The sequence below is a fragment of the Leptospira perolatii genome, assembly GCF_002811875.1.
Taxonomy (GTDB): Bacteria; Spirochaetota; Leptospiria; order Leptospirales; family Leptospiraceae; genus Leptospira_B; species Leptospira_B perolatii.
The window spans coordinates 37335-49569 of the sequence record NZ_NPDZ01000015.1; the positions used below are offsets into that span (position 1 = coordinate 37335).

The window sequence follows — 12235 nt, forward strand, 5'->3', positions numbered from 1 at the left end:
TCAGTTCGCGTGTTTTCTCATCTTGATCGACAGTATGATCCCGACAGATATCATAGACATGACCAAATGAGATCCCCCGTAACTCATAAAAGAAAGAGGTATCCCTGTCACCGGTAATAATCCTATCACGATCCCTATGTTAATTGCAATATGATAAAATAATAATGCAACAATTCCAGAGGCCAATAGCGAACCGAACCTGTCCTTACTTTCGTAGCTAATCTGCAACCCTCGCAAGGGAATCGAAAATAGAAAGAACAGCAAAAAGGTGGATCCGATAAATCCGGACTGCTCCGCCCAGGATGCGAATATAAAGTCAGTGCTAGACTCCGGGACGTGAGGAATTCTGCCCTCCGTCATTTCGGCGTTCAAAAATCCCTTTCCGAACAATTTTCCGGATCCTACTGCAGGCTTGGAAGCTCTCAATTGGTAGCCCGCCCCCTGCTTAAATCCGTCTGGATTCAGGAAGGCAGTTAGACGAATGACCTGATTTTCGCGGAATGGGACTGTCTTCATTACGACGACTGCGGATAATATGCTGATTCCGAAAATTCCTAATGGAATATAATAAGTTCTTAAACTTCTTGCACCTCTTGCGATTCTAAGGAAAATCATTATGATACTTAGAACAATCAGAGTAGATCCAAATCCTACCAACAACGCTTGATTTGAAAGAAGTTTGAAAATAAAGCTGGCCTCAATTTCTACAACTTGGTCTACAGCTTCTTTGAGTGCCGCAAAAGTTTTTGGAGACAAGCTTGCGTTCTTTATTTCGTCTCCTTCGAGTACTCTCCAAACTTTTCCACCGAGTCGATTTACAATCGAAAGTAAATCGGTTTTGCCGGTTCTTTGCAAGAATTCCTGAATATCGTTTAATAAAGTGAGCCTGGAATACTCCACATACATCGGAAGAACCAAGGATATTCCACCCAATGTGAGAAAGGAACTGATGTGCAAGTAATCCGCCCCTCCCAAAAACAGCATCGTGAACAAGATCGGCAGAAAAGATAGCGCCGTTCCAAAGTCAGGTTGCAAAAGGATAAACGCCATCGGAACCAGTACGATCACGAAAGGTAGAATCAAAACCGTGATCTTTTTCATTTCCTTTTCTCTCAGCACTAAATACTGACCTAAAAGAATTACGGTTGCTAACTTGGCGAATTCAGAAACTTGGAATCCGACTGGACCGATCTTTAGCCAAGATCTTGCTCCCCTTCCTGAAGGAAGATATCCTATCCCAGGAATTAGGGTTAAGATTAGTAGTAGTACCATGAAAAGATAAATAAAAAGAGCGTAAGCGCCTAACAACTGGTAGTTGATTCTTGAAACGAAAAACATTGCGGCTAGCCCAATTCCAAAATAGACCAACTGCTTGTACCATTTTCCAGGAGAATCCTCGAAATTCACCTCTTGGGAATAAAGTGTGAAGACGCTGCAAAGTACTACGATGATTACAGAGAGCACTAAAAAGTAATCGATTCGGTCGATGGTTCTATCTGACATCATTGGAATTCTCCGGAAGTAGTGGCGAATCGGATTCGGGAATCTCTACACTTCGTTTAAAAGATCCTGGCGGAAAGGCTGCCTTAAATATTTCTCTGGCCACAGGTGCAGCTCCCGCGGCGCCACCTACTCCGTATTCAACGAAGACTGCAACTAATACCTGTTCGCTGACCGGAGCATTTGCAGGAGCATAACCGATAAACCATGCGTGGTTGGATCCAGAAGCTCCTCTTCTTCGAGTTTGAGCCGTTCCGGTCTTGCCCGCAATATCAGGAAGGAAGGGTTTATTTAAGACAAATGCTGCGGTTCCATTCTTTACAACTAATCGTAAACCTGCCTTGATCGATTCGATCGTAGAGGGCTGGATCGGTATGTCTCTTAATAACTGAGGCTGGGTTCTATTGATGATCGAATTATCGAGAGGATCGCGGATTTCTCCCACGATATACGGCTGATAGATTTGTCCGCGGTTCAACAACCCGGCGTAAAATAAAGCCATTCCCAGAGGAGTAACCGACATGAATCCCTGTCCAATGGATAAATTAATCGTATCCCCATCAAACCAGCGGGTACCGAAAGTTCTTTTTTTCCAAGCAGAGGATGGTACGAAACCAGTGATTTCTCCCGGAAGATCAATATTCGATTTGGAGTCTAGCCCAAAATGTTTTGAATATGTCAAGATCGGATCTGAACCAATTTTATATCCCAGATTATAAAAATACACTGAACAAGATTTTTGTAATGCATGTGCTAAGTCGTTTGTACCGTGTCCGCCTTTTTCCCAACAAAGGAACACTTGATCAGGAACTCCCACAAAAGTGGACTTGAGAGTAAAGCTTCCGTTGCAACTATAAGCGGTATCTTTTGTATAATCTATCTTGTGGCTGCTTTCTAGTGCCGCCATTGCAACCAAAGTCTTATAAGTCGACGCCGGAGGAAATTTGGACTGAATTGCCAAATTCAAAAAACCTCCGTTCTTATCCACTCTCTTGTAGTGGGAGGTCCTCTCGGATCTGTTCTTTCCGGAGAGTATGTTCGGATCGTAACTCGGATTCGATGCCATCGCGAGGACTTCTCCAGTAGAAGGTCGAATCGCGATTGCGGTTCCTCTTATCCCTTTCAATGCTTTGTAAGCTGCGATCTGGATATCCTTGTCGATGGTTAGTACGAGATTGTTTCCAGGACTGGAATGTTCTACTACCCTCTCTTCTTCTATATTTCCTTCCGAACTTCTTTTTTGGATGCGAAATCCGTCTGTACCTCTAAGTTCAGAATCATACTCCAGCTCCAGACCGTTCTTTCCGAGCCATTGGTAGGATTTAATTTCTCTAGTGAGAAGATCAGTCTTTGAGGGTTTTCCGATATAGCCTGTTACATGAGCCAGCGCCGGACCCATCTTGTAGATTCTTCTTGGGGACGGCACCAATATTACGTATTTTGAAATTGTATCGAATACCGAAATTCTTTCTTGCTGTGCCTTGCTAATCGCCTCTAAAAGAACGAATGGCTTTTTAGATTTGATATTCTTGGAAAATCTTGGTTCAATCAAATCCTCTTCGTAATAGGAAAGAGGAATCGAAAGCGTCCTGGAAAATTCCTGGAGAAAATTTCTTACTTTTACAGGATCATATTTTAATAAAGAAGTGTTTAACACAGCATCCAAACTGGAGTAGTTGGAAACAAGCGCCATGGATGTTTCTGGAGTGAGAAAATTCCGGTCGAACATTTCTCCTCTTGCCGCAGGGATCGTCTCACTCTTTCTAACGAATTTTTCGGCCTTTAAGGAATTGTCCGTTCCGTGTACTATCTGCAGATTGAATAGCTGTATAACAAAGGAGGCAAGTGTAAACACCACGAAGCCCGAAAAGATATAGAGCCGGATTCGAAAGCTTCTTTCTAGCTTAAACTCTGTTGCTGTAGGAGATCCACCGAGCACTTAAGCCTCCGCTTGCTCCAAACGATACAACTTGCCGAGAAGATAGAAAAAGAGCGGAGCAATAATAGCGTTGTAGATGGAAGTTCCAAATAGAGAATAACTAAGATTCTCGTGAAAAAAGAGAGAGAACAGAAGGTAGGTCGCTACCCTAGTTACGAAAGTTATAATAACAGAATATAACGTGATTGAAAGATAGTTCTCGTGATACGCAGAACGTGCGAACTTTCCGACAAGAAAGCCCATCAGACAAAATGTGAGTGAGTGCAGCCCGATCTTATAAGTGACTACGTTTCCAACGATTTCTCCGCCAAGCCCTGAATCAGAAAGCAGGCCTCCGAAAAAACCCACCCATACTCCAGCAAGTGCTCCTTTTCTGAGCGCAAAGAAAAGCACGAATAGAACCATAAAATCTGGCTTGGTTCCGAAAGTTTCAAATGAATTCGTTCCGTTCAAAAAATGCGCGATAAAAAGTCCCGCGCCAATAACGACGTATTCTAAAATCATTCCGCATTCTCCTCTTCGGAGAAACCGCCGCCTTCCGGCTTAGACTTAGGGGGCTTTTTATTTTCATTCAAAGGAGTTTGCCCTTCATTGCTTTGGGGTTTTTCCTTCTCCCTTTCTTCTTTAGGATAACTTAATTCACCAAAATAAGGATTTTCTAAATTAATATTTTGACCTTCTGGCCATGTCTCTGCCCATTTTTCTGGCAGCTTCATTAGAATGGTTACGGACTCGATCATATCGAATCGAATAAAAGGTTTTAAGAATGCGGTCTTAAAACTTCCATCTCTGGGTCCCTCTTCCGTGATGATACCTACTGGGATTCCGGGAGGAAACACTCCGGAAGAACCGGAAGAGTATACTGCTTTTCCAATTTTACTCAGAGATTCTGTGTATTGAATCATCTCGGAAGGACCTAAAGGATAATCTCCGAATACTCGCGGATCGATGACGATCCCGCTATCAATATAGTTCAATAGCGCTTCGATTCCTTTTCCGGAATTTCCAGAAAGATTTGCCCAAAGGTTGCTGTCCGGAATCGAAACGCCCATATTGAAGTTGGAGTTGATGATAGGTTGGACGACTGCAGAGCCGCCGGTAACCGCGATTACTTTTCCGACTAGGGCTTCAATGATCTCTCCCTTTTGGTTCACAGCTCGGGCAGTGACGGGCATATAAGGTTTGATCCCGGCTTCTGATCCTTTGTCTACAATGATCGTTCTATAAATGGAATTCAATCGAACGGAAAGTACTTCCGCTTTTACTGTAGGATATTTTTGCCTGGTGTTAAAACGGAGTTCTCTTCTTAAGGATTCGTTTTCTCTATCTAGTTTTTCTAAATCTTGCGGAAGCAATTTGTAATCGTCGATCGCCGCGACACAAGCATCTCTTTCTTGTCTTACGCTTTCGAAAGACTCTAACTTGTTGTAGGCTCCTTTGAAAAAAGAACCCAAGCCATCGATGGATCCTGAAACACTATCACCGACTCTCTGAAAACTTGCAATACCTCTAACGAGTACGTTACTTCTAAAGGTTAAAGAGAGAATAGAAAAGAGTACACAGAAAAGGAGGGAAACTGTTTCTTTACTTTTACTGATCTGAATCCAAAGCATTCGATTGTATTTGCCCGCCAACCTATAGATCGGTCGAACTTGAAAATTCGATAATACCCGATCCTTTCAGCCCCCCAAAAAAGATTTCTAGCGAATTCCCGGCTTGATGTACTTGAGCTCGTCCAAGTATTTTCCGGTACCCAAAACCACACAGGTCAGTGGGTTTTCCGCGCGGAAGACAGGTACACCGGTTTCCTTGGAAAGATAGGTTTCGAGTCCTCTTAGCAAGCAACCGCCTCCGGTTAATACGATCCCTCGTTCTACAATGTCGGAAGCCAATTCAGGAGGAGTCTTTTCCAGGACCCTTTTGATTCCATCGAGTATTTCGTCCGTAGGTTCTTTAAGAGCTTTTCGAATCTCATTCGATTCCAGTTCTAAGGTTCTAGGAAGTCCAGAAATCGCGTCCCGACCTTTTACTTCCATCGTCTCGGTTTTCTTTTCTGGATATGCATTTCCGATCGTAAGCTTGATATCTTCCGCGGTACGCTCACCAACTACGAGGTTATATTGATTTCTCAAATATTTGATAATTGCTTCGTCGAACTCGTCTCCACCCGTACGGATAGATTCTGCGATTACCATTCCGCCTAAGGAAATGACTGCGATTTCGGTGGTTCCACCGCCTATATCTACGATCATATTTCCCGCAGGTTCGTTGATTGGGATATTGGCACCGATTGCTGCGGCCAAGGCTTCCTCAATCAAAAAGATTTCTCTCGCACCGGCCTGTTCTGCAGATTCGCGGACGGCGCGTCTTTCTACTTCCGTAATTCCGGAAGGAACTCCAATCACAATTCGAGGTTTTACAAAGGTAGTCCGATTGTGTACCTTTGCGATAAAGTAGCGGATCATTTTTTCCACGGTTTCGAAATCCGCGATAACCCCGTCTTTCATAGGTCGGATGGCGACGATCTCTCCCGGAGTTCGTCCTAGCATCCTTTTCGCCTCTTGGCCCACTGCCAAAACCTTTCCGGTGGCTGCATGCACTGCCACAACCGACGGTTCGGAAAGAACGATCCCCTGCCCTTTTACGTGAACCAAAGTATTTGCGGTTCCGAGGTCGATTCCCATATCGTTGGAAAATAATCCGTAGAGCTTATCGAATATCATTGCTTTCCCTTTGCACCGGCTAGCGGTTCTATTTTAAATTTCAGGAAGTTCCGTACTGACATTTCCTGCCGCCGCCAGTACGACGAATCTTGGGCGTTTGAGCCTTCGATCCATTTCAATATTTCCAGCGCAACCCTTACGGGCAATTCCAAAACAAAAAAAACGAAAAACAAATTGGAAACATGGACGGACTTCCTACACTAGTGGTTTATGGTCCGGGCCAATACCCTAGCTGCCATCGATCTTGGTACAAACTCCTTTCATATGATTATTGTTCGGGTCCGTGAAAACGGGACCTTTGAGGCCCTGGCTCGAGAGAAGGAGAACGTTCGTCTCGGAAGCGGGCTGGAAGAAGGCGGAGAAATAGACCCCGAAGCTTTTCGAAGAGCTGTCGAGTGCTTGAAAAGATTCAAGCTACTAGCCGACAACTCCAAGGCAGAAATTCGAGCAGTCGCTACATCGGCTCTCAGGGAGGCTTCCAATCGAATTTCCTTTTTGGAAGCCGCTTGGAAAGAAGCCGGGATACGCATCGATGTAATCAGCGGTTACGAAGAAGCTCGCTTGATCTATTTCGGCGTTCTACAAGGTCTCCCAGTATTTGATAGAAAGATTCTAATGATAGATATAGGGGGAGGAAGCACAGAAGTGCTCGTTGGGTATCGAGGCGATATCCTATTCTCCAAAAGTTTTAAACTAGGAGCAATCCGGCTCACAGGTAAATTTCTAAACTCAGACCCGATCAGTTCTGCGGATGTAAAAAAATGCAGACTGTATATAGAAGAGATGCTTTTGCCCTTCCGAAAGATTCTGAAGGAACTGCAACCTGATACGATTATAGGATCTTCCGGAACCATCCAGGCGATGGCAGAAGTAGTGAGAGCATCCAGTGGGGATCCCGAAGAAAGGCCTCTGAACCATTTCACATTTACATCTCCTGAATTTAAGAGGGCGAAAAATATGATCTTAGAAGCTGACACTTCTAAGAAAAGATCCAAATTACCAGGGTTAGATGCTCGAAGGGCAGACATTATCGTAGGAGGAATGCTGATCTTAGAAGAGCTGTTTACTCTGTTGGACCTCCCCGCTTTGACAGTCTCCGACTTTGCACTGAGAGAAGGAATCATTTATGATACGATCCGAAAATGGGAGCACTTTCAGGATGTAAAAGAATCCAAGCACTTGGATGATATTCGGCAGAAATCAGTTCATAATTTGCTTGTTTCCTTTACTAGAGATGAGGACTACGCTAGACATGTTGCCAAACTTTCACTTGATCTATTCGATCAATTAAAATCGTTTCACCATTTGGGTGTGGAAGAAAGGGAACTTTTAGAGGCGGCAGCGCTTTTGCATGAAGTAGGCCTTTTCATTTCACATTCTGCTTATCATAAGCACAGTTACTACTTGATCCGAAATTCGGAGGCGATGTTAGGATTCACTTGGGGAGAAATCGAGTTAATCGCATTAACCGCGAGGTACCACAGAAAGAGCCCTCCCAAAGCGAAGCACAGAGAATACCAAAGAATTTCTTTGCGAGATCAAGAAACAGTTCAGAAATTATCGGGGTTACTAAGAGTCGCGAGCGCTTGTAATCGGAATAGACAAGGTCTGATCGAAACGATCCGCTGCCAAACCAGAAAAAACCAAATCATATTTTCCCTTGTCCCTAAATCCGGGTACGACAAAAGCCTGGAACTCTGGGCCTGTGAAGAACAAGCTGAGGCATTTGAAACTGCTTATGGAGCAGTTCCCTTGTTTCAGTAACTCGCTTTGGAACAGTCGGGAATCAGATTGAAATCACTACATTTCCCTTTTTATGCCCCAAGTCAGCGTAAGCATGAGCTTGTGCAGTTTCTTCGAGCGGATAAATCTTATCAATTACAGGCCTGATTTTTTTGGATTCGATCAGCTCTTTTAGAAAAATCAGTGATTCTGTTTTTTCACTTGTGATAGATTTTACAGAGAGGTAAGTTCCCTTTTTCTTCAAAATATTTTTGCACGTAGCTTTTGATATTTTGCCTACTGCATCAAAAATCACATCGAATTGCTGGTCCGCTTTTGAAAAATCTTCCTTTGTGTAATCAATGACTTTATCGGCACCTATCGATCTTACCAAATCCAAACTGGAAGTACTACAAACACCTGTAACTTCCGCCTGCCAGTATTTGGCGAGCTGAACCGCGTAAGTTCCTACACTGCCAGACGCTCCGTAAATTAGAACTCTTTGTCCCTTTAGGATATTTCCCTTTTTAAGAATATGTAATGCAGTCATTCCTCCGATCGGAATCGCTGTTGCTTCCTCGAAGGTTGTTTGACTCGGCATGATTGTTACGACGCCCAACTTCCAACTTTCTGGTACACATACATATTCTGCATAAGCTCCTTGTCGCAATCCAGTAGTTGTCCCGAAGACCTTATCTCCTATTTTAAAAAGGCTCACATCCTTCCCAACCTTTTCGATTTCGCCAGCAAATTCATATCCCAGTATCTGTCTCTTTGGCCTATTCATACCAAAGATTAAACGCATCATGATCGTAAAAAACTTAGAATCAGGATGCCTTCCCGCCCGAACAAACTGAGTCCCTGCTGTAACCGTCGTGGCACGCACCTTTACTAAAATTTCATTCTCTTTAGGCTCAGGCTTTTCCGCGTTTACAAGTGTAAGGACCTCCGGCGGTCCATAATTTTCGTAAATGATTGCTTTCATGAATCCTTCTATTCAATAATTCATATTTTTCTAATAAATTCTGTGTGCTTGTGAAAGGCCAGCATCCAAAAAGTGTACTATTTATACTTATCGATTTCGTCCTTCCCCCGGACAGTTTATCATTGAAAATAAGGTTTTACTTCAAATGATGTTCTCTTAGGTCTAAATAAACCTCACATACAGAACCATGATGAATATATTTGTATTTTGTAATGCCTGAATACGGCTCAAACTGAATTTCGGTATAGCTAGATAAAGCGCGCTGGATAATTTGAAATGCAAGATATTTCTTCATCTTTCTCAATGATTTTTGGGCCTTAGACAGAACTCGGTCTACTTGCCAATCATATCCTTCTACCTCCCCATCAGGGCCCTTGGTGCCTCCGAATTTCTGCCCATCAAATAAGGGAAATTCGAAAGCAATATCATCCAAATCAAGATTTGGTAAATTAGAATTCTTGCGCAGATCGGAAATTACTGTATCGACGGAATCTCCTCTAATTTCAAATAGCTTTCCCCCGACAGATAGATACGCATACCTTTCGGGGCGAATCACCACTTTCTTCAGATTTTTATGTTCTGGTTTAAGATACCAAACTGCCTGAGATGGATGACCTTCAAGAATGAATAGTTGGGCTTCTCGATTTTTTATTACTTCCAAAACGCGCATTTCTATAGAAATATTTTTTTCTATGGTTTTACCGGGACCTATGCTCTGCTTTGCTTTTCCCGAATACCACCACCGATTACCAGGCTCTAACGGAAAATACTTTGGGACGTCTGCGGAACTAAAATCCGAGGTCTCGCCTGCCTGATTCATTCGAGCTCTCGTGCTTTTCGAGTCCATCTCAGCAGTGAAACCAAACAGAGAAACAAACATTATAGAAAATAATACCTTAGTTGCTATTCTCAACAATTCAGATTTGTTTCTCATTTCAACTCCCCGCACAACTTCTTTGAGTGCAAACGATACCATATCCACTTCAAAATCGAGACACCAGTTTAGCGCAACGAGATCCCGAGACGTCTTCCAAACTTTTGAAATTTAGCTTTATGTAAATTACCGAAATCGACTTAGCAAAAGTTTATTCTACATAGAAAGTGGACTCGAATTCCCGAAATAATTGTGCGATTGCTGGATCATTCAATGGAGCAGAAACCGATTCGGACCAAAGGACATTTCCGCTTTGTTCGCTACCGGCAACAATTCCAAATGCTTGCATCGAACCTGGCCAGTAGGATATTCCAAAACATTGGACCTCACAACGCTACATTTATGCTTCACGTTTCTTCCTACTTTTCAAGCATTGTCCGCCGAAAGCGCGAATCGCATCCTACATTTCATCCATACTTCATTGTCCTACAGCCCGCATTGATTCTTCGGTGTTGCAGAATCTTTTACTCTGCCAATTTCTATAAAGATTTATTATCCGAATTAGCTTTTTGTAATTATTAGATTGCAATTCATCTGACGAAGCTTTAAAAAGTATTTCGAATGTTAACCGAAGCTCAACCAATTGCTTTTATCGCCACAGCTAATCCTGCAAGAGCGAAAGAGTTTTATCAAAATTCTCTGGGGCTAAGATTCGTAAGTGAGGATCAATTTGCCTTAGTCTTCCATTTGAACAAGACAATGTTGCGCGTTCAGATTGTTGAAAAAGTCACTCCAAAGGAATATACTGCCTTGGGCTGGATGGTGGAAGACATAGAAAAAGAAATTGAGGAGCTGACTCGAAGAGGGATTCAGTTTGAGCGCTATCCGGGGTTGAATCAAGATGTCAGTGGAATTTGGGCTTCTCCGAGCGGGGCAAAAATTGCCTGGTTTAAGGATCCTGACCAAAACGTGTTATCTCTGACTCAGTACTGATTCGAGAAATACTTTCATCACCGGGCGTCAAAGCGAAATGTACCGGAGGTCAAGCAAGGGTTGCCGAGCAATCCAGAAGCGCAGCTTCAGAGCCGACAGTTAGGCGATGAACCCGGCGCTATCAATTGAATTTTGAGATATTTACAAAGGGAGTTGAAAACGACCTTCAAGAATTCCTTGAACTGTCAAATCTTCATCAAGATTCTCCCATCTCAAGGCATATCCGTCCAACTCTAAATTCACTTCTTTAAGTTCTGATTCTGTTGCTGCTTTCAAAAGTTTAAATCGATCGGCAGGAAAACCTATTACACGACCATCAGAGAGTTCGATATAGACCATGCGAGTTTCCGTCCAGACTTTAGTCGCAGGCACATTTGAAAGAATATTATCTTTAATTATGGAACTCATTATAAGCCTTTAAGAATTGGTTTCTATATTCAAATACAAGTTTCTCTATTTCGCGAACTTCGTGAGCTTTAAAGCCTTTGTTGTCAGATAACATTATGCTATCTAACCAAAATTTGCACTCAGAATTCCCCTTTCTACAATGAATATGCGGTGGTTCTTTGCCTTCATTCGAATAAAAATGAAATCTATAACCATATATTTTGAGTATTGTAGGCATCCGACTCTACAATTGAGCTAAACATTTGTATGTCAATTGATATTTGTTCATTTGCTAATCTACATATAGAACGTACATCGATTCAGAGACTGATTGTGAAAATTTTAGCTAACAGAAAAATTTTCGCCGGGTTTTTCGCCTAACGGTCAAGCCAGAGTCGCGTAAGCGATCTCGAAGCGCAGCTTCAGAGCCGATAGTTAGGAAAGTAGGGCAATAGACTCTCAGCCTGTTCTTTGTAGCGTTTGAATACTATCTAATTTGAGTTTTAACTTCTCTTTCTGTTTTCTTATTTCTAAATCATTTTGAAGATTGATCCAAAACTTATCCGACATACCAAAAAACTTAGCTAACCTTAAAGACATATCCACGGAGATTTTCCGCTTATTGTGCAAAATCTCCAATACTGTAGAAGTTGAAACATGCAATTCTTTTGCGAGCCTATAAGGAGTTACCTCTAAAGGATCCAAAAACTCTTCTCTAAGAATTTGAGAAACTGTTGGTGTTGGAATTCTTTTAGTTTTCATAATATAAAGCCTTATCAATGGTAATCCGTGATAGATACATCAAAACAATTTCCTTCTGAAAAGTTGAATGTTATTCTCCAGTGATCATTTATTCTTACAGAACAATAACCTCTCAGATTTCCTTTCAAATGCTCAAATCTATTTGTAGGAGGACTTTTGAGATCTTCCTCTCTTTCAGCGTTTTCGAGAATAAGGAGCTTAATTAAAGCCCTACTCTGAATATCTGGAGGTATTTTCTTCGAAAACTCTTGGTGAAAGATCTTCTCTGTTTCCTTATCCCCAAAAGATTTGATCATTAAACCATATATTCGCAATTCAGATATATCTGTCAATCAGATATATATCCACTT

At 42.3% G+C, this 12235-nt stretch carries 13 protein-coding genes; 2 read left to right on the forward strand and 11 right to left on the reverse strand.

Features of this window, described 5'->3' with window-relative positions:
* From rodA to CH373_RS16670, 5 genes are all read right to left on the reverse strand, one after another.
* A complete protein-coding gene (gene rodA, locus CH373_RS16650) occupies window positions 1-1503 on the reverse strand; it encodes a rod shape-determining protein RodA (protein WP_423789802.1) in 1503 nt (500 codons plus the stop codon).
* Window positions 1493-3439, reverse strand: coding sequence for a penicillin-binding protein 2 (mrdA, locus tag CH373_RS16655; RefSeq protein WP_100714913.1), 1947 nt, complete (start codon window positions 3437-3439; stop codon window positions 1493-1495). The genes rodA and mrdA overlap by 11 nt, the downstream gene beginning before the upstream one ends.
* Window positions 3440-3943, reverse strand: coding sequence for a rod shape-determining protein MreD (mreD, locus tag CH373_RS16660; RefSeq protein WP_100714914.1), 504 nt, complete (start codon window positions 3941-3943; stop codon window positions 3440-3442). It abuts the gene before it with no gap.
* On the reverse strand, window positions 3940-5052 hold the full coding sequence (gene mreC, locus CH373_RS16665; RefSeq protein ID WP_100714940.1) for a rod shape-determining protein MreC: 1113 nt from the start codon (window positions 5050-5052) through the stop codon (window positions 3940-3942). Before mreC ends, mreD begins: the two co-directional genes overlap by 4 nt.
* 87 nt (window positions 5053-5139) lie before the next feature.
* Complete coding sequence (locus tag CH373_RS16670; RefSeq protein WP_100714915.1) at window positions 5140-6162, reverse strand: rod shape-determining protein; 1023 nt, start codon at window positions 6160-6162, stop codon at window positions 5140-5142.
* 210 nt (window positions 6163-6372) lie between these two features.
* Here CH373_RS16670 and CH373_RS16675 point away from each other — a divergent pair, with 210 nt between their 5' ends.
* Window positions 6373-7926, forward strand: a complete 1554-nt coding sequence (locus CH373_RS16675) for a Ppx/GppA phosphatase family protein (RefSeq protein WP_100714916.1) — start codon at window positions 6373-6375, stop codon at window positions 7924-7926.
* Window positions 7927-7948: 22 nt separating this feature from the next.
* Here the strand turns inward: CH373_RS16675 and CH373_RS16680 are convergent, their stop codons facing one another.
* Window positions 7949-8869 (reverse strand): NAD(P)-dependent alcohol dehydrogenase, encoded by a 921-nt coding sequence (locus CH373_RS16680; RefSeq protein WP_100714917.1) that lies wholly within the window; start codon window positions 8867-8869, stop codon window positions 7949-7951.
* A gap of 136 nt (window positions 8870-9005) precedes the next feature.
* Entirely contained in the window at window positions 9006-9803 is a 798-nt protein-coding gene (locus tag CH373_RS16685) for a hypothetical protein (protein WP_100714918.1), read from the reverse strand.
* 561 nt (window positions 9804-10364) lie between these two features.
* Between CH373_RS16685 and CH373_RS16690 the strand changes: the two genes are divergently transcribed.
* Entirely contained in the window at window positions 10365-10736 is a 372-nt protein-coding gene (locus CH373_RS16690) for a VOC family protein (RefSeq protein WP_100714919.1), read from the forward strand.
* A gap of 141 nt (window positions 10737-10877) precedes the next feature.
* Here the strand turns inward: CH373_RS16690 and CH373_RS16695 are convergent, their stop codons facing one another.
* From CH373_RS16695 to CH373_RS16710, 4 genes are all read right to left on the reverse strand, one after another.
* The gene (locus tag CH373_RS16695) at window positions 10878-11144 is read right to left on the reverse strand and encodes a DUF2442 domain-containing protein (RefSeq protein WP_100714920.1); all 267 of its coding nucleotides are present in this window, start codon (window positions 11142-11144) and stop codon (window positions 10878-10880) included.
* Window positions 11128-11361 carry a DUF4160 domain-containing protein gene (locus tag CH373_RS16700; RefSeq protein ID WP_100714921.1) on the reverse strand — a complete coding sequence of 78 codons (234 nt, stop codon included), beginning with the start codon at window positions 11359-11361 and terminating at the stop codon, window positions 11128-11130. The genes CH373_RS16695 and CH373_RS16700 overlap by 17 nt, the downstream gene beginning before the upstream one ends.
* 221 nt (window positions 11362-11582) lie before the next feature.
* The gene (locus CH373_RS16705; protein ID WP_100714922.1) at window positions 11583-11885 is read right to left on the reverse strand and encodes a HigA family addiction module antitoxin; all 303 of its coding nucleotides are present in this window, start codon (window positions 11883-11885) and stop codon (window positions 11583-11585) included.
* 14 nt (window positions 11886-11899) lie between these two features.
* The gene (locus CH373_RS16710; protein WP_100714923.1) at window positions 11900-12181 is read right to left on the reverse strand and encodes a type II toxin-antitoxin system RelE/ParE family toxin; all 282 of its coding nucleotides are present in this window, start codon (window positions 12179-12181) and stop codon (window positions 11900-11902) included.
* Between the last annotated feature and the right edge of the window lie 54 nt (window positions 12182-12235).